The following is a 19,680-nucleotide window of genomic DNA, read 5'->3' as shown; positions in this document are numbered from 1 at the left end:
AAAATACTTATTATTGTAAAACTTTTTTCTTAAAACAAGAAAACTCCTTAAGTATGCATAAGCATACTTAAGGAGTGTTATATACTATATTATATATAAATTATGCTAAAGTAACATTAGCAGCTTGAGGTCCTCTAGCACCTTCAACTATTTCAAAGTTAACAGCTTGACCTTCTTCTAATGATTTAAATCCATCTTTTTGTATAGCTGAGAAATGTACGAATACGTCATCTCCACCTTCTACAGATATAAATCCAAATCCTTTTTCATTGTTAAACCATTTTACTGTTCCTTGTTTCATTATGGAATCCTCCTAAAAATTAAAGCACAATCTTTCAGTACTTCTTTACTATTTGTGTTAATAATATCATATATATTTATCAATTACAAGCGTTTTACCAAATAAATATTTAAAATATTCATTTAATTAGTAATTAGATTAATTAGCTCTTCTTTAGATAACATCTTTATAAAACTCTCATTTTTTAAGTCTTCACTTATAATTTTTTGTATAAGCTCCTTCTTGTCTTCTTGTAGTTTTATTATGTTTTCCTCAATACTTCCTTTAGAAATAAGTTTTATAACTTCAACAACATTTTTTTGACCGTATCTATGAGCTCTATCTGTTGCCTGACTCTCTATAGCTGGATTCCACCAAGGATCAAAATGTATAACTACATCTGCAGACGTAAGATTTAATCCTGTTCCTCCTGCTTTTAATGATATTAAAAATACTCTTACATCTTCACTCTTATTAAATTCATCAACTAATTCAACACGTTGTTTCGGATTAGTTTGACCATCTAAATAAAAATAATTTATATTTTCATTTTCAAGTTCTTTTCCTATATTTTTTAATACAGATGTAAATTGAGAAAAAATTAATATTTTGTGATTATTTTCAATATTCTCACTAACTATTTCATTTAAAACATTAATTTTACCACTTTCCCCATTGTAATTATCTATTTTTATAGATGGATCTAAGCAAAGTTGTCTTAGTGTTGTTAGGTATGATAAGATAGTTATCTTATCTTTATTAAAATCTGCATCTTTCATTTTCTCTTTTATATCATCTACATATGTTTTATATACTTTCTTTTGATCTTCTGTCATCTCAACAAAGAAATTAGTTTCAATTTTATCAGGAAGTTGAGATAAAACTTCCTTCTTTAGTCTTCGTAACATAAATGGCTGTATTTGTTTTTTAAGTTCTACTATATTATCAGTAGTTTTTAAAAACTTCTCTTGGAATTTATTTTTAGAATATAAATATCCAGGCATAATAAAATCAAATATAGACCACAATTCTAATAAATTATTTTCAATCGGAGTTCCTGTAAGCGCAAATCTAACAGAAGCTTTTACTTGTTTTACAGCTTCAGAATTTTGAGAATATGGATTTTTTATATTTTGAGCTTCATCTATTATACAGTAATCAAACTCTATATTTTCTAATTCACTAAAATCATTCTTTAAAATAGTATACGTTGTCAATATGACATCATTTTCATCTATGTTTTTCAACATTTCTTTACGCTCTGATTTGCTACCATGTAAAACCAATATATTTAAATTTGGTGCAAAAGTTTCAAATTCATTCTTCCAGTTATATATAAGTGATGTAGGTGCAACTACAATGCTTTTTTTATTTTTTTGTGAAAGTAAAAAAGCTATAGTCTGTATAGTTTTACCTAATCCCATTTCATCTGCTAGTATTCCTCCAAATTGTAGATGACTTAAAGTTTTAAACCATTTAAACCCTTGAATTTGATATTCTCTAAGACTTGCATTTAACTCTTTAGGTACTAAAACGTCCATATTATTTATAGTTTCAAAGCTGGTTGATATCTCATCTATTTTATCCATTCCACTGATAAAAGAAATTTCATTTTCATCTATTAGGTTTTTCAAGTATATAGAACTTGCACTTCCTAAGCTATATGAAACCTCATTACTATCTTCATCAATTTGTTCATCACTATCTGTGGAAATTTGCCTATCCTTTATATCATCCACTAATTCAAGGAATTTAACCATTTGATCTTCTTCAAGATTTATATAGCTTCCATTTCCTAACTTATAATATTTACGTTTATTTCTTAATGCTTCTAGTATATTTTCTATTTCATGTTTTTCTATATCATCTATATTAAATGTAAATTCTAAGTAATTTTGTTTATTTAAGTTAAAGTTAGCTTTTATATCACTGCCTTTATACACTTTTACTTTTTTTAATTTATCTGAATAATAAATTTCACCAATATTATTTAAATCAAAAATCTTTTCTTTAAAAAATTCGTATAATTCATCAGGTGATAACTTACACAATAATTTATCCCCAGATCTTTCAAATCCATAAGAACATACAGTATCCTCTATTTCATTTTCTTTTTTAAAGTTTCTAATAACATATCCATTTTTCTTATTTTCAGTTTCATCAGTATATACATAATCTATAAAACAAGAAATATTATTTTTCATTTTATCGAAGTAAAATTTAACATCTAAATTATTACGTATTTGACTTTCTAAACTTTCATCAAAAGATATGTTCTTAGAAGCTCTTTTTAATACAGGAAGTACTCCATTGAATAGGCTATCTGAAACATCTTTCTTAAATGTTATACTACCATTTTTAGTAAATAAATTATGAAATGGAACATAATTATAACATTGCTTGTCTGATATAAGATATATTTCACTGTCTAACAATACGACATCACCTTTAGCATTTAAAAGTGATATATCTTTACTATTAGAGCTTAGTACAAGCTTATTCCCATCTTCATTTATATGAAAAGATATATCTATGTCATTATTTTTTATATATGTTTTATATACTTTATCATCATAATTAAATATTATTTCTTTATTTCTTATATTTCTCAAAAAGTTTTTTAATCCACTTTCCAATATATTTAAGTATTTTCCATCTATAAGACTTATATCTACTTTAGAATCTTTGTATAAAGTTTGATCTATATTTATATATTCTTCTACAAAATTTATAATAGACTCATCCTCTATAGAAAAATAATCAGACACAGGGTTATACTCAAAGTCTTTACCATATTTTATAGATATACGTTCTCTTCTAGAATATATAAATTCAGGAATGCTTTTTAATACATACATCTTATCTATTCCTATTTTAAAACTTACTTGGTAGTAATTTCCTATGTTAGAGTTTTGCTTTGTTAAAGTCATTTCCAAATTTACTTTTCTATTTTGTGATAGTTTTTCATTTGCTATTTTTATAATTTGAGTTGATGGATCTAGTTCTTCTTCTTTTTTCTTTCTATCTATTTTTTGTTGTTTTATTTTTCTTTGTAACATATCTATATAAACAAGAAAAGCAGCTATATTGTGTTTGCATATAAAATTCTTATTTTCATTTTCATTATTTACAAAGTCTATACAATTACATCTTGCACTTATAATTTCTTTTTTCTTCAAATCTATTTCAAGTGTCGTATAATGTATTTCATTTGAGAAATCTGCACCTATTATTCCATCAATTGTTAAAACTCCATTTTTTGTTTGAGGTGTCACTTGATCTACAATTCCTTTTTTATAATAAGTATATCCCCTCGCCCACATCGATTTTTGTGTACTTTCTCTTACCATGTCTATTAATTCTTTAAGTTGCAATTTTCTCACCTCTCATTTTTTGAACATCTTTTTATTATATCATATTTAAAATTATAATTTGATAAAATTAAATTTTTAATTTAAATTTTATCAAATTAATTTCATTAAAATAAAAAGAGTACTATGCTAAAAGTAACTTTAGTATAGTACTCTTTTTTATATGTTAAAAATTTCATCATTTTTAATTTCTATAAAATCTATTATCTGCTTAAAAACTTCTTCTTTTTTAGGTCCTAAGGTTAGACTATGAGTTGCATCATCAATCCAGTATAATTTTTTATAGTTACTATGTATCCCATTATATAATGCATATGCACCCTCTTTTTTAACTTGAGAGTCGTTTTTGTCTTGAAGAATTAATGTATCTGAATCTATATTTCTTAAGCAACTACTCGCTGCTCTTGATGCAAGATGCAATTGGTGAACTGCATGTAATGGAAAAACATTATAATTCAATCTATATTTATCACAATCATCAGGTCTTTTTGAATTAGATGTATCCCAACCAGTATATTTTTTAAAATATTTTAATACCCCTGTATATTTAACTAATCTATTATTAGGCTTAATAGCGCATGCTAATAATATTAATTTATCAATATGATAATTAGATGCTAAAATAAGTGCTAAAAGTCCTCCCATAGAATGTCCAATTACAATCACTTTTTCACATTCAAATAACAATTCTTCATATGCACTTTCAACATCATTGTACCAATCTATATAAGATACTTTTAGTAATTCATCATGAGTTGTACCATGACCACTTAAAAGAATAGAATTTACTGTATAACCTTTATCGTTTAAGACTTTAGCTAAAGGATACATTTCTGCTGGTGTACTTGTAAACCCGTGTATTAATAAACACCCTATATTATTACCATTAAATTTATACGATTTTTTTAAATCCAATGTACCACTTCTCCCTTATAACAACAACTTTAATATCGATTTCCTACTTCACTAAAATTATACCATTTATTGGTATATCTTACAATTTTAATATAACTAAAAAAGACTATATCATTTCGATATAATCTTTTTATTACTATTTAATATATCTTTTTAAAACTTTAGATATAGGAATTCCAATTATCATTCCAACAACTACCTGAGTTATATTTCCTGGTATAGACCCTATCGGTTGAATATAATTTCCATATAATATGAATTCTGTTATATAGTATCCTATTACCATCCACACTCCAGAAATGCTTATTGCTATTATATTTGTTATTAAGCTATTACCTTGCTTGTTTTTAGACCATGCTATACTCCCAATTATATATCCCATTACTCCTCGTATAATAAATGTAAATGGTGCCCATATAGCCCATTCTGACAATAAGTCAAATAAAGCCATTCCAAATGCTCCTGCACATGCCCCTTTTTTATTTCCAAACACTATTGCTGATATAAATAGCATAGTATTCCCTAAATGTACTAATCCTCCATTCGATGCTATAGGAAGCCTTATGTTAATAAACCTAGTTGCTATAAATACTAAAGCTATAAGTAAAGATGTTTCAACTATATCTTTTGTTGTGAATTTTTGTTTATTTTTAGTAGTTACAGATTGCATACAAATTCTCCTTTTATTCATAGTATTTATTAAATAAATTTACCAAACATCCATTTCCTTTAAATCCTAAATTGGTTAAGCTTTTATCTAAAATATTTAATATATATATTATATTTTCTAGCCTTGCATTTTCACCCATATGCCCCAATCTTAATAAAGAATTTTTATATTCTCCTAATGAAGTCCCTATGACTACGTTATATGTATTTAAAATATAATTCACCAGATTTAGTGCCCCTATTTCTTTTGGTATTTCTATAGCTGTTACAGTGTTAGAAAATCCTGACTCAAGAAATAATTTTAACCCGTATTCTGATAATGCTCTTCGAGTTGCTTTAGATATTTTTTCATGCCTAGTTATAACATTTTCAAGCTCATCTTCAATTATATTATCCACAGCTTTTCTTAAACTTAATATGTCGCTTATAGGCATTGTATATGGAAAATTTTTATTTTCATAATAGTTATCCCATATGCTTAAGTTACAATAAAATCCAATTATATTTGTTTTTCTATTTTTTATAGACTTTTTAGCTTCTTCACTCAAACTTACTATCGTTAATCCTGGTTGAGCCGACAAAGCTTTTTGTGATCCCCCAAGAATAATATCTATTTTCCATTCATCAACTAAAAGCTTTTCTCCAAACATTGCTGCTACGGAATCTACAACTGTAAGTATATTATGTTTTTTAAGAAGTGGACATATTGTGCTCAAATCATTCAAAACACCGGTTGGAGTATCACAATGTACTATTGTTGCAAATTTAAAATCATTATCGTATTCTAAAAATTTTTCAAGTTCATCTGTATTTATACTGTTTCTATGATCTTGGCTAAAAAGAACCGCCTCTCCACCGTACATACTAACGAAATCTTTAAACCCATTACCAAATATCCCATTATCTATAACTAGTACTCTATCTCCTTTTTCAATTAAAGAAGCGCAGGCTGCTTCAAGTCCAAGTATTCCTTCTCCACATAATAAGTACACATCATTTTTTGTTTTTATAATATTAGCTAAAGTGTCGCAAGTCTCTTTATAAAATTCAACAAATTTTAAATCAATATCTGGATTTGTAGTTTTTTTAGATCTAGCTTGTCTTACATTTTCCCTTATGTTAGTAGGCCCTGGTGTATATACTATTTTATTATTCATAATCAAAACATCCCCCTTTTGATTTAAGTGTATGTTTTGATTGTATATTATAAAAGATAATAACGATACAATTTTTGTAAAATTTTAAAGTTTTCGTCATTTGTACCCATACAATTTTAACCCTAAAAAAATAGATGCATTATGCATCTATTTTTTTTAGGGTTAATGTTTTTGTTTTTAGGGTTGTATTATTACTTATTTGGGAGGTATATCCTATATTTAAATAATAATGCACTTTTATGAATTTAATATGAACTTAATATGAATAATTCTAAAATTTATCTAATTACCAGGTCTAACAGATTTATAAATATTGAATTTACTACTTTCTGTTATTTCTTTTGAATCTGCAACTAAGTATTTATCTGTATCCCTAACTCTTACAATATTTCCATCTATCGTTTTTAAAACTTTAGAAAGATCCCCTATATTTTCTCCTCTAAATAATGAAGCTTCTTCCATTTTTTTCGTATCAGCTATTAATAAGCCTCCTTCTCCTATCCTTACATAATATCCTTTTGGAGTTTGTATAATAGCATTACCATCTAAAAATTGTAAAATATTAAATTCCTCATTAGCAGTTTGATTAAACTCAGTTGCAGATAAGTATGATCCACCACCATCTATTGCGGTAACAAACCTTTCTTCTGATACAGAAATCATTACTATATCAGTGTACTCTATTTTAGTTACTTCTTTGATTTTAAAAGACGTTCTTTCGTTTTGAATTAAATCGTTAGCTACTAAATACCCATTAGTTTCTACTTTTACATAGTATCCACCATCTGATTTTAATGCTACCTCTTTATCATTTATAGGCATTAAAGTAAATATTGTTGCATTTTCCTTTTCTTGAAGCGATGCAAATAAAAAATCATTTTTAGAATCTATTTTAATATAATATCCTTCTTGAGTTTGAATTAAAACATTACCATTATCTATATCTTGTAAAATAAATCTATCTGATAATTGACTATCTTCCTTATTAGCTATCAACCTATCATCCTCTCCATTTACAGACACATAATTTTCATTAAAAGTTGATTTTATAGTTACTAATTTATTTCTCTTATCATTTAAATCCCTTTTTGCTTTTTCATAAGTAGTTTTACTTATAAGTCCCTTTTTATATAAATACTTAAAATACATCAAGTGTATATTATTATCATTCACTCTAAAACCCCCTACATATTTTTTATGATAAGTTCTATTTCTAATATATGAAATGAATATATTTTTGTTTCTATTTGTATTTTATAATTTCAAAATAAAATGACCTATAATTTTAAATTATAAGTCATTTTGTTTTATCAATTGTTTTTCCTAGATAACTTATATAAATTATATAAATTAATAAGAACAATAAGAAAATTTGATATAGCCACTGGATATGCATTTACACTTACACCATATATGACAAATAAAATACATCCTATAGAGTTTATCACTCTAAGTTGCACTATAGATGTCATCATTAGTGAAATTACTATAAATACAGAAGCTAAATACCCTACATATTCAATTGGTGCAACACTAAACATAAAACTACTCCTTTTTATATAATTATGATTAGTGTTACTTTTTTTATTTTATTGTATGCATATATATTTAAGGTTTAAATACTCCTCAATTTCTTTCAGAGGAATATTAAATTTAGGAATTGAAACATAATATGGAGCTATCTCATAAATTTCAAAATATACTACCAAGTTATCATCAGTCATATAAAATTCTTGATTATCTTTTATACCTTTAAATCCTTCATTTCCTTCAAAAAATAGTTCTTTGTTTTTTTTAATATAACTTTCTATATAATAGTTTATAATTTTTTTATAATCTACATCTTTATTAAATAAATTATTTAATAAAACTTGTTTGCCTGTATTTAAATCATAATTATAAGATTCTAAGTAAGTCATTCCATGTGCTCCACCTGTAAACTCATAAAATTCAACAGGTATGCTTATCAAATTATTTTTATCATAAGTTACATCAAAACTTGAATAACCTTCATATTTAAACTTAACATCTCCATTTTTATAAATTTGACTATATTTTAATGATTGATCTTCTAAACTATCTCTAAATTTAATAATATCATTATAAATTATTGTATTTATATTTTTGATTATGTCTTTATTATAGTCATTATGGTAAATATATTTAGGATAAATCAAAATCTTAGGATAAGTAATTTCATATTTTAAAAATTCTGTTTCTTTTTTTAAAAGGTATTCTCCTACACAAGAATTATTAATTTTGCATTCAATATTATTATCCATATAAAACCTCCTAAGTAATAGCCTCTATAATAAAGTATGTTTAATTCACAAATTTGTTTAAACTAAAATTAAATGCTTAGATTAAATAAAAAAAAAGAGCGTTTTACGCTCTTTGCATTATAGGTATTTGAATACTAAATTCAGTTTCCATATCATCGCTATATACCTCAATATTACACTTGTGAGATTCTAGTAATTTTTTAATTGAGTACAATCCAAATCCTCTATTTTTACCTTTTGATGAGTATCCTAGTTCAAATATTTTTTTTATATCTTTTATCTTACTACCATTGTTTTTTATAGAAATATTATGATGGTCTACATCACTATATATATCAACATGTATGTACTTATATTCTTTGTCATATTTTTTCAATTCATCTATAGCATTATCTATTATATTTAAAATTACTGAGCTAAGCTCAGAATCTGATAGTTCTATTCCCTCTAATAAACTATCTATACATGCAGTTAATTGTATATCATACCTTAAAGCTCTTCTCTTTTTAGTATTTAAAATTGCATCCATATATGAACTTCCTGTACAAAAACAACTTAATCCACTACTTGCATCCTCTGATAACCCAAGTATGTATTTTCTAGCATCTTCATTTTTCCCGCTGGATACTTGCATTAATATAACTTGTAAATGATTCATGTAATCATGTCTTTGCATTCTCAAGGCATCAACAGTATCTTCCATTTGCTTTAAGTTATTTTGCATAAGATTTTGTTGGATTTCATTTAAAGCTTTTCTTTTATTATAATTTATAAGTACTAATAACATTCCTGAAAGTATTAAAACAAACCCTGACATTAGAAATAGCGTTAAAAATTGTGAAACCTCATATTTTAAATTTTTATTTTCATATACAATAAATACAACGATTCCAACAACTGTAATTATACACGTACTTATATAAAATATTAGTCCTTCTATTTTTTTACTTTTGTATGATTTACTAGTGCTATCTATTTCCTTAATAAATTTTTTATACTTAAACATATTTATAAGCATAAACATAATAGATATAGGTATATAGTATATTAAAATTTTTAAAATTTGATTATTTAAAACATAATCCAAATTAACACCTATAACGTTTATAAATGTTACAGATATTATCTCCAAGCAAAATAATGTTGATGCTGTGATTATAGTAGCTACTACACACCTTATAAATTTTACCTTTGAAAAAATCTGCATAATTGTAATTATCATTGCAATAACAATAATCGTACTTATACCCTTCGGAAAATTATTTTTTATAAAATAACATAAAATACAATATATCAGTGTCATATAAAGTATTTGTATCTTTTTTATCCCTTTTTCTACTATTAAACTCAGAGATGTAAAAAACACTAATCCCTCTGGTATCCCCATGAAAATCAAGTCGACAATATCTATCTCCACCACCCCCTTTAGTTTAAATATTAACATATATTTTCAAACTCTTCCATATTTAAACTAAACATTATATATTTATTTGTATTTCGTAATTTTATATTAAAAATAAAAAAAGAAAGTGTTAACACTTTCTAAAAATTAAAGATATAATTATTAAAACTCCTATAGTCCCTGATATAGGGTACATAAAACTTACAAGATATGAAAAAGGAAGCATCCCTCCCACTATACCTAATATAGTACAAAGTATAGCCATTATGTTAAACCCTTTTGATTTTTCTAAATAACAACTGCTACATACATTCCAAAGAAGTGGAGCTGCTGTAGTATATATACCCGCTATAAGTATTACAGAAAAAACACTTCCTACTAATGGAGATATCTGTTTTGCCATATATAAAGTTGGAATTTCTTGATTATATGTGTTTTGAATATCTGATAAAAGAGCTATATTTATAAACATAGCAGATAATATAAGTATTAACCCACCTATAATACCTGCATATTTACAGTTCTTTATATTATGTACAGTTTTTCCTGCTCCTACTAGAAATGGTGTTGCAAAGATTATATTCAGTCCACTATATACAAAAGCTGCTATAGGCCAACTATCAATAGCTTTTGTCATTTCTAAGTTATTCACTATATAATCTATGTTATATAAATTTTCATAGTTTATATTTATAGTTTTTAAGCTTACAGCTATTGCAACTATTGCAATTATTGGACCTATACTCCCTAATATATCTATTACTTTGTTCATACCTAATATAACAGATATCATAGTTATAATTGCAAGTAATAATCCGCCTAGATTTTTGTCTATTCCATAGTATTGATTCATCGCAGCTCCTGCTCCTGCAACCATAACTACAAAGCTACAAAGTGAAAATACTGGTATTATTATTTTAAATACATGGCCTAATTTCTCGCCAAATAAATATAAAAATATATCATTACTATATTTTAAATTTTTTGATTTTCCTATTATAAATAACTTTGATCCACAATACATCATAATAATCATGCATACAATTCCTGATAATATACTCTTACTCCCTTGAGATGAAAAAAATTGTAGTATTTCTTGACCTGTGGCAAAACCTGATCCTATACATACTGATAAAAATGCCCCAGATAACAAAACTATCTCTTTTATGTTTTTAGTAATTTTAACCCCCTCCTATATATTAGAACTATAGTACTAATATATAGGAGGGGGACTATTTATATTACTTAATTTATTTAATTAATTTAAATTACAAAATCATCCCCATACAAACTATATTAAAGAATTCTCCATCTATATAAGTTTCATTTTTTAATATACCTTCTACTTCAAATCCACATTTTTTATACAGAGCTATAGCTCTTGGATTATCTTCTCTTACTGAAAGTGATATCTTTGTAGTTATTTTATTATCTCTACACCAGTCTATTAAACAATCCATCATTATTTTCCCAAGTCCTAAATCACAATATTTTTCAGTTATTACTATTCCTAATATACCTACATGCTTACCTTTTTTCTTTTGATTTGATGATATTGTCCCTATACCTATTATTTTATCATCTGCTAAAGCAAGTATCATAAAGTTATTATCAGATGAATTAGTTGATTCAATCATAGCTTCTTGCTGTTCTAAACTTACATTGTATTCATCTCCTCCAAATGATAAATATGTAGTTTCAGCTCCGACAGTATTATAAAACTTTATAATACTTTGTGCATCTTCCTTTGTGGATTCTCTTAAAGTTATTGATTGATTATTTTTCATAATTGCTATACTCATAATTTTTTGCCCCCTTAGGTTTGTATATATCTATATTATTATTAATTTTTTTATTTTTCAATACGTTTATATATGATAATAATAAAAAACCAGAAGCTAAATATAACTTCTGGTTTTATTATTATAATACATTTATAGTTATTATTGGCTTTCTTAACATATAATGTTCTTCAACCGGTATGTCTAATTTCATTTTTACTATTTGTTTTGCATGTGGAGCAGATTCGATAGGTTCATTTTCTTCATTGTACATTTCTAAAATTTTGCCATACATTGTTTCTTTATATGGTCCTATTATTTCTATTTCGTCTCCTACAAACATTCTATTTCTTTGTTCAACTATAACTAGTCCACTTTCGTCTTCATGTCCTCTAACTACACCTATAAAATCATAGTTTCTTACATACGATGCAGATTCATAGTTTTGATCTCTAGTAGATGTTTTTCCTAAGTAGAACCCTTCACTAAAATGTCTATGACTTCCTTTTTTAAGTTCTTCTAACCACATCGGATTAAACTCCCAATTTTCAGGATCTTTTATATACTCATCTATAGCCATTCTATAAGCTCTAACTGTAGTTGCTACATAATATGCAGTTTTCATTCTTCCCTCTATTTTAAAACTATTTATTCCACTTTCTATAATTTGTGGAATATAGTTTATCATACACATATCTTTTGTATTAAAGAAAAATTCTGCATCTACATCATCTAAAACTTTTTCATAGTCTCCATTTTCTTGTTCCTCAACCAGTGTGTACTTCCATCTACAAGATTGTGCACAAGCTCCTCTATTAGCATCTCTACCTGTTGTATAGTTACTTATTACACATTTTCCTGAATAAGACATGCACATAGCGCCATGTATAAATGCTTCTATATCCATACCTTCTGGAGAATTGTCTCTTATCTCTTTTATTTCTTCAAAAGATAACTCTCTTGCCATAACAACCCTTTTTGCTCCTTGATTATACCAAAATGTAGCTGATGCAGCATTAGTTGTACTAGCTTGAGTACTTATATGTATTTCCATATTTGGCACAACTTTTTTAACTACGCTAAATACTCCTGGGTCACTTACTATAACTGCATCTACACCTATTTCTTCAAGTTCTTTTAAGTAAGCTTCTAACTGTTCAAACTCTTCATTCCTAGGTATTATATTTACAGTAACAAATACTTGCTTGCCTCTTTCATGCGCAAATTTAACACCTTCTGCCATATCTTCTTTATTGAAGTTCTTAGCAGCAGATCTCATTCCAAATATTTCACCACCTATATAAACGGCATCCGCTCCATATATAAATGCTGTTTTTAATCTTTCTAAATCACCTGCTGGTGCTAATAATTCTATTCTTTGCATAGCGTCTCCTTTATAAGATATTATTATCTAAAACACCCTCTTTAAAATTAGTTGATTTATACTTATTTTTAAAGAGGGCTATATATAGTATTTTTTATTATATTTTAAATATTTAATTTATACCCATAAAATAGTTTCGATAATCTATTTTTTTAAAATTATACTGAAACCATTTTATTATACCAAAGTGTCTAAATAAAATCTAGTTTGGATTTACTTTTTAAGTAATTATATATTGTACTAGCCATGTCTAAATCTTCTTTTTCTATACAATTTTTATTTTTTTCAAAATAAGAATTTTCTTCAAAATCTTTGTAGAAATGCTCTTTTAAACTTTCGTTATTAAAATCTTTTTTTACTACTTTTGAGTACATTATATCTTTTCCCTTAATTATATACACTTTTTTTCTAGTGTAATCAATATCTATAGATGTTATTATTACCTTTTCTGATTTCATATAATTTATAACTTCACTTCTACTTAAAATAAGTTCTATACAATCTAAGTTTTCTTTGTACTTTGACGCTCTTTCAAAATCCAACGTATTCACTGATTCTATTATTTTTTTATTTAAATCATTTATTAAGTCTAAATTTACGCCATTAAGCGTATCTATCAATTTATTTATAGAATAACTATACTCTTTATTGTTTTTGATTTTACATGGTGCCATACAAAATCCTAAATCACTATTTATACACCCTTTTAATTTATTACTACCTTTACATATTCTTAATTTAAAGTATTTGCTCAAAACTTCTACTATGTTTTCTAATTTTTGAATTGATGTATATGGTCCAAAATATAATCCAGCACAATCATTATCTGGAACACATTCCAAACATGGGTAATCTTCGTTGGTGCTTATTTTTAAATACGCATATTTTTTATCATTTTTTAAAAGTGTATTGTACATAGGTTGTAGTTTTTTTATAAGTTTACATTCTAATACCAACGCATCTAGTTCCGTATCAGTTTCTATTGTTTCTATGTCATCTATAAATTTAATCATTCTTGTAATTTTTTTTGATGGATTATATGATGGTAAAAAATATTGAGATACCCTATTTTTTAAAGCTTTCGATTTTCCTACATACATTATATTTTTGTTTTTATCTTTCATAAAATATACGCCTGGTGTTTCAGGTAAAGATTGTACTTTATCTTTTAACTTCATATAAATCTCCTTTAATGTTTATAATACTTCGGTATATATTAAATAGTAAGCAGCAGCAGACCAACTAAAGTTAGTAGTGTGTAATCCCTCTCCTGTTTCTGGATTGTAGTTTTCTCTTATTGGATACGACTCAGTTAATCCTTTTGCATTGTTGAATAGTTTATATGCAATTAACTTAGCATATTCATAATATCCATAATTTCTAAGACCTTCTATTAAAAATAAAGCTTGGTCTAACCATATAGGTCCTCTCCAGTAGCTATTTGGATCATACTTTGGGTTATCTTTGCTAACCGTAGGAATTGTACATTATCTCTAACTGCTTTAGCTTGTTCTTTGGTTGATATATTTGCCCATAAAGATATAAATCCTTCCGTTCCTTTGTCTCTATTCACTAATAGTTTATATTTATCCTGGTTAATTTGCAAATCATAATAATATCCAGTTTTAATATCATACATATTCTTATTTATATATTTCTTTACATAGTTTGCTTCTTCTTCATATTTTTCACTATCCTTAATGCAATTTTAGATAAAAGAATCTTTTCTTTATATAAAAAGGAATTTAAATCAACAGACTCTTGATTAAGAGAATACCCATTTATGATATCATTTGTGATATTTTTATAAACTTTTATATCCACGTTATCATTATCAAATCTAATTGCATTATCCATTCCACTTTCCCAAGCAGCTGGCATTATTATATCTTCATCTAAAATATTGCATTTATCTACCATAGCCCCATATTCAGCTATTCCATTTTTATTAAAATCTCTAATTTTGTACCACTAATTATGATAATCTACTAATTTAGGATACATCTATTTTAGAAAGTCTAAATCCTCAGATTCCCCATATATCTTATACACTGCCCATGTTGCTAAAGGTGGTTTTGAGTTTCGATCATTCCAATTTACACCTAATCCATTTCTTTAGACATATTATAAAATATACAATCAATAATAGCTCCTTTATCTTGACTTCTTAATCGGTCATTATATTTAATTTGATATTGATATAGCTCTTATATTTTCTTTTACTATATCAATATCAAATTTATTTAAAGTTATAACTTGTTTATATATTTTATTAATATTTATTTCCTATCTATTCCTACTAGGTAATTATATTCATAACCTATTTAACAACTACATTTTTTACCAATTAAATGTTATTATTAAATAATAAAAAACTTGGAGGTGTGTTCATGAAAAATTTCGTTGATTGTTCTTTTATAGTTAATTTCAAAGACCCTACTTCTCTCTTTTTAATAGATTGTAGATTCGATTTGTTTAATGAATCTTCAGGGTATAATTTCTATAAAGAATCCCATATTCCAAATGCTTTTTTTCTTGATATAAATAAAGATATTTGTGGTTCTCCTCAATTACACGGTGGAGCTAGACCTCTTCCAGACAACAATATTTTGAAAAGCAAATTATCTTCATTTGGAATTAATCAAAACTCTACAATAGTAGTTTACGACGAAAAATTATATAGTTCCCCACGCGCTTTTGTTCAGTTAAAATATATGGGATATAAAAATGTATATATACTAAATGGAGGTTTTAAAGCATGGAAAGATAATAATCTTCCTATTACAAATGAAATACCTTCATTATTGACTCCCCAAACTTTTAACTTATCACCTGATACAAGTATGATATGTGATATACATTATGTACGAGAATCAATTAAAGAAACTGACATAGTTTTAGTGGATTGTAGGGATAATAGTAGATATACTGGAGAAATTGAACCACTTTATAAAAAGCCTGGTCACATACCTAACGCAATTAATATACCTTGGCATAATAATATAGATGACAATGGTTTCATTAAAGATTTAAATATTATTGATAGAAATTTTTCTATTTTAAAAAATAAAGAAATTATAACTTATTGCGGATCCTGCATAGAAGCCTGTATAAATTATGCTTTGCTAGATGAATTATCTTATAATGCTAAAACTTATATAGGAAGTATGAGTGATTGGGTTAGCTATGATGAAAATGATGTTGAATCACTATTTTAGTATTTGATTTTGAAATATTTTTTTAATATGTTAAAATATCATAGTAAATTATAACAACAAAGGAGAAAGTCATGAAAAAAGAATTTTTAACTAGCGAGAAAGTATTTTTACAAGAAAGCAAGTTTGCTAATGTATTAATATCAAGTAATGGATATGTAGATTTCCATGAAAAATTATCTAAAAGCGATTTAGATTACATTGATGATAAAGTTTTTGAAATAATGCCTAGTGGTTTTATAGATTTCAATCAACATTTATATGAAGATATAAATCATATGAATTCAATTAGTTGCGGTTTATATTTAGAAAGATCTTTAGTTACTTTTAGAATCTTCTTATGGGGTGCTAAAGGTGAAGGCTTTGAAATATTCAAACATGTTTTACGTGGTGATGAAATCGAATCTTTAAAGTCTATAGATGATATGAAGGTATATATATACAAACATTTAGATGAATTAGAAGAAGGAATTTTAAAAACATACAGTATGTCTGCTATGCATTCTTTTGAACAACTTGGAATGGGAATAGAGAGCAAAAAACTTCCTTTACATAGCATACTTCAGTTTATCACTATAGATAATAATATATCTGATTTCAGATAATATTATTTGAAATCAGATATATTATAAATAAAAAAATATAAGTTTTACTTCCTAAATTTAAAATAAATTTAAGTTGATAAAACTTATATTTTTTATTTATTAGTTATATAATATTCCCATTCTAATCTTATCATTTAAATTTTCATTTAAAGCAAGTGTGAATATTAAGTCGCATTTTCCATCAATTTTACCTTGAATATTTTCTAACACTTCATTTAATATAGATAAAACTTCTTCAATTTTACAATATTCATTTCCAAGACTTATAAATACTATTCCTTTTTTCTTTGTTAATTCATCATTAGTTTTTATTATAGTATCAAATAGCATGTCTACTAATTCTTCTTTACTTGTTGAATTATCACTTTCTACAAATCCATGAGCTAACCCTTTTTCTTTTGATAAAATTTCTTTTAAATCTGTTAAATCTATATTTATAGTACATTCTTCTGAAACAGATTCTACCATCATATCAATTAACTCACATATTAAAGTAGAGTTATTATCTCTCATTACAAACTCTGCATTGAAATCAAATTCAACCTTCTTTTCATCTTGATTAACATCAATTCCAATAGATACAATTCTTCTTTCTTTCGCCATATAATTTATAGCTTTTACTATATCACATGTTCTTTGTTCTTTTGAATTATACGTAATAAAAACTATTTCAATTTCATCTAAAATTTTAGCTGCATAATCTTTATCTATATCTTGATTTATAGATATTTTTTCTGTATCTAATATTTCTTTATTATTTTTATAGTTCACTATGTATTCAAGATTTTTTATCCCATCTTCACTTACACCTATTATTTTTGCATACTGATTGTTAAAATTCATAATATTGTTGCTCCTTAATTTAATTAATAATTTATTAGTAGTAATAACTTTATTATTAACTTTCTATAACTTTCTAGTACTATATTACTAAAATTATGCATTATAGTAAAGTGTTAACTTTCATAAGTAAATTTACTTTTTTAAATTATATTTACAATTCAAATTTATAATATATATAAAATAAAAAAGAGCTATCTAAAAAATGAGTGATAGCTCTTTTTACGTATTCAAACTCGTGGTATGCACCTCTTTTGTCCTCCTAAAATTTTAAAAGACTTTTTTGTTACTCAACCTCATAATCTGGTGAATAATCATAATCGATTTCCATTTCATATCCAAAGTGATCTAACACAACTACATTTTCCATATAGCTTACCTCCTTATTTTTAATTTTTGCAACTTGTTAAGTTAATTCTATCATATCCAATATTTGGTTTGCAATATATTTTTTGAATTTTTCCAAAATTTCAAATCATATTTTTTATTTTTTTAAAATAAAGTTATTTTTTATTTCATTTTACTCTGTTTTATAATCTGGTGAATAGTCATAATTTAACTCTTCTTCATATCCAAAATACACCATTTCGCTGAATTCTAACATTTTTTCATATCTCTCCTTATTTGCATTTTTTTTTTTTTATATTTCATTATACTTTAATATATGCAGAAGATAGTTAGAATTCTACCTTTTTTTAAATTTTTTTTATTCTTTTTTAATTCAAATAAAAAAAGAAGTATGCAACATCATACTCCTTCAATTTCTTTTTTCTATTTAATAAGTAATCTAATTATTCAAAGTCTATTTTATTAATATTTTCCTTCATTATACATATGGATTTATCAAACTTTGATTTTTCTTCTTTGTCTAATGCTAGTTCTATAACTCTTTCAACTCCATTTTTATTTACTACACTAGGCACAGCTATATATACATCATTATGACCATACTCTCCTCTTAAATACGATGATACCGTCAAAATGCTATTTTCATTTTCTAATATAGCTTTTGTTATAGCTGTTAAAGCCATTCCAATTCCATAGTACGTCGATTTCTTTCTTTTTATTATCTCATAGGCAACATTTCTAACTTCATCTTCTATTTTATCAAGATCATCAAAAGTTAGATTACTGTGTTTAGATGCTATTTGATATATAGGTTGAACTCCTTGTAATGCATAACTCCATGCAACAAATTGAGAGTCTCCATGTTCTCCCATTACATAAGCATGTATATTTTTAGAGTTAACATCTAGTTTTTCACTTAACATATATCTAAGTCTAGATGAGTCTAGTGTGGTTCCTGACCCAATAACTTTCCCTTTTTCATAACCTGATAATTCACAAGCAACATATGTCATTATATCAACTGGATTTGTTGCAATCAATAATATGCCATTAAATCCAGATTCTTTTATATTACCTATTATATTTTTCATTATTTTAGTATTTTTATTTAATAAATCTAATCTAGTTTCTCCTTCATTTTGTATCGCACCAGCCGTAATGCATATTATATATGCATCAGAGCAATCTTTATAATCACCTGCATATATTTTCATTATTCTATCTCCAAAGTTAAGCCCATGATTTAAGTCCATAGCCTCACCTTGAGCTCTATCTTTATCTATATCAATTAGAACTAATTCTTCACAAGTTCCTTGATTTACCATTGAATAAGCATAGCTCATGCCTACCATTCCAGTTCCAATGATTACAACTTTATTTTTCATTTGTTTTCCTCCTATGCTAATCACATTATTAATACACATTAATATG

20 protein-coding genes are annotated in these 19,680 nt (G+C 25.8%); 2 read left to right on the top strand and 18 right to left on the bottom strand.

Annotated features, from left to right (window positions below; translation table 11 throughout):
- Window positions 1–100 precede the first annotated feature (100 nt).
- The 16 genes from cspD to ACN6I1_RS06455 form a co-directional block, all read right to left on the bottom strand.
- Entirely contained in the window at window positions 101–301 is a 201-nt protein-coding gene (cspD, locus tag ACN6I1_RS06530) for a cold-shock protein CspD (protein WP_021430592.1), read from the bottom strand.
- Window positions 302–423: 122 nt separating this feature from the next.
- Entirely contained in the window at window positions 424–3,654 is a 3,231-nt protein-coding gene (locus tag ACN6I1_RS06525; RefSeq protein WP_419743182.1) for an SNF2-related protein, read from the bottom strand.
- Window positions 3,655–3,810: 156 nt separating this feature from the next.
- Complete coding sequence (locus ACN6I1_RS06520; protein WP_419743181.1) at window positions 3,811–4,566, bottom strand: alpha/beta hydrolase; 756 nt, start codon at window positions 4,564–4,566, stop codon at window positions 3,811–3,813.
- Window positions 4,567–4,702: 136 nt separating this feature from the next.
- On the bottom strand, window positions 4,703–5,236 hold the full coding sequence (locus ACN6I1_RS06515) for an ECF transporter S component (protein WP_419743180.1): 534 nt from the start codon (window positions 5,234–5,236) through the stop codon (window positions 4,703–4,705).
- Between the two features lie 13 nt (window positions 5,237–5,249).
- Complete coding sequence (locus tag ACN6I1_RS06510; RefSeq protein ID WP_419743179.1) at window positions 5,250–6,392, bottom strand: pyridoxal-phosphate-dependent aminotransferase family protein; 1,143 nt, start codon at window positions 6,390–6,392, stop codon at window positions 5,250–5,252.
- 282 nt (window positions 6,393–6,674) lie between these two features.
- The gene (locus tag ACN6I1_RS06505) at window positions 6,675–7,565 is read right to left on the bottom strand and encodes a fascin domain-containing protein (RefSeq protein WP_419743178.1); all 891 of its coding nucleotides are present in this window, start codon (window positions 7,563–7,565) and stop codon (window positions 6,675–6,677) included.
- Window positions 7,566–7,702: 137 nt separating this feature from the next.
- A complete protein-coding gene (locus ACN6I1_RS06500; protein ID WP_419743177.1) occupies window positions 7,703–7,933 on the bottom strand; it encodes a lactate dehydrogenase in 231 nt (76 codons plus the stop codon).
- A 48-nt stretch (window positions 7,934–7,981) separates the two neighbouring features.
- The gene (locus ACN6I1_RS06495; protein WP_419743176.1) at window positions 7,982–8,674 is read right to left on the bottom strand and encodes a DUF3298 and DUF4163 domain-containing protein; all 693 of its coding nucleotides are present in this window, start codon (window positions 8,672–8,674) and stop codon (window positions 7,982–7,984) included.
- A gap of 103 nt (window positions 8,675–8,777) precedes the next feature.
- Window positions 8,778–10,091 (bottom strand): sensor histidine kinase, encoded by a 1,314-nt coding sequence (locus ACN6I1_RS06490; protein ID WP_419743175.1) that lies wholly within the window; start codon window positions 10,089–10,091, stop codon window positions 8,778–8,780.
- A 115-nt stretch (window positions 10,092–10,206) separates the two neighbouring features.
- Entirely contained in the window at window positions 10,207–11,229 is a 1,023-nt protein-coding gene (locus tag ACN6I1_RS06485) for a hypothetical protein (RefSeq protein ID WP_419743174.1), read from the bottom strand.
- A 115-nt stretch (window positions 11,230–11,344) separates the two neighbouring features.
- Window positions 11,345–11,878, bottom strand: a complete 534-nt coding sequence (locus ACN6I1_RS06480; protein ID WP_419743173.1) for an N-acetyltransferase family protein — start codon at window positions 11,876–11,878, stop codon at window positions 11,345–11,347.
- A gap of 121 nt (window positions 11,879–11,999) precedes the next feature.
- Window positions 12,000–13,241 carry a peptidase U32 family protein gene (locus ACN6I1_RS06475; RefSeq protein WP_419743172.1) on the bottom strand — a complete coding sequence of 414 codons (1,242 nt, stop codon included), beginning with the start codon at window positions 13,239–13,241 and terminating at the stop codon, window positions 12,000–12,002.
- A gap of 191 nt (window positions 13,242–13,432) precedes the next feature.
- Window positions 13,433–14,419, bottom strand: a complete 987-nt coding sequence (locus tag ACN6I1_RS06470; protein WP_419743171.1) for a GIY-YIG nuclease family protein — start codon at window positions 14,417–14,419, stop codon at window positions 13,433–13,435.
- 18 nt (window positions 14,420–14,437) lie between these two features.
- Window positions 14,438–14,662 (bottom strand): MGH1-like glycoside hydrolase domain-containing protein, encoded by a 225-nt coding sequence (locus tag ACN6I1_RS06465; protein ID WP_419743295.1) that lies wholly within the window; start codon window positions 14,660–14,662, stop codon window positions 14,438–14,440.
- Window positions 14,653–14,880, bottom strand: coding sequence for a hypothetical protein (locus tag ACN6I1_RS06460; protein ID WP_419743170.1), 228 nt, complete (start codon window positions 14,878–14,880; stop codon window positions 14,653–14,655). Before ACN6I1_RS06460 ends, ACN6I1_RS06465 begins: the two co-directional genes overlap by 10 nt.
- A 20-nt stretch (window positions 14,881–14,900) precedes the next feature.
- Window positions 14,901–15,161, bottom strand: a complete 261-nt coding sequence (locus ACN6I1_RS06455; protein WP_419743169.1) for a hypothetical protein — start codon at window positions 15,159–15,161, stop codon at window positions 14,901–14,903.
- 470 nt (window positions 15,162–15,631) lie between these two features.
- On the opposite strand from ACN6I1_RS06455, the gene ACN6I1_RS06450 reads away from it, so the two are divergent.
- Window positions 15,632–16,459: a sulfurtransferase gene (locus ACN6I1_RS06450; RefSeq protein WP_419743168.1), complete on the top strand. Its 828-nt coding sequence runs from the start codon at window positions 15,632–15,634 to the stop codon at window positions 16,457–16,459.
- Between the two features lie 71 nt (window positions 16,460–16,530).
- Window positions 16,531–17,061: a hypothetical protein gene (locus ACN6I1_RS06445; RefSeq protein ID WP_419743167.1), complete on the top strand. Its 531-nt coding sequence runs from the start codon at window positions 16,531–16,533 to the stop codon at window positions 17,059–17,061.
- A 99-nt stretch (window positions 17,062–17,160) separates the two neighbouring features.
- Here ACN6I1_RS06445 and ACN6I1_RS06440 read toward each other — a convergent pair whose 3' ends face one another.
- Together ACN6I1_RS06440 and ACN6I1_RS06435 are read right to left on the bottom strand one after the other, a co-directional pair.
- A complete protein-coding gene (locus ACN6I1_RS06440) occupies window positions 17,161–17,904 on the bottom strand; it encodes a hypothetical protein (protein ID WP_220797378.1) in 744 nt (247 codons plus the stop codon).
- A gap of 788 nt (window positions 17,905–18,692) precedes the next feature.
- Complete coding sequence (locus ACN6I1_RS06435; RefSeq protein ID WP_085281740.1) at window positions 18,693–19,634, bottom strand: L-lactate dehydrogenase; 942 nt, start codon at window positions 19,632–19,634, stop codon at window positions 18,693–18,695.
- Window positions 19,635–19,680: the final 46 nt, after the last annotated feature.

Origin of the sequence: Paraclostridium dentum (genome assembly GCF_048568265.1) — a bacterium.
Classification (GTDB): Bacteria; Bacillota; Clostridia; order Peptostreptococcales; family Peptostreptococcaceae; genus Paraclostridium; species Paraclostridium dentum.
Note: the sequence above shows the minus strand (reverse complement) of the source record. Positions and strands in the feature narration are given on the sequence as shown.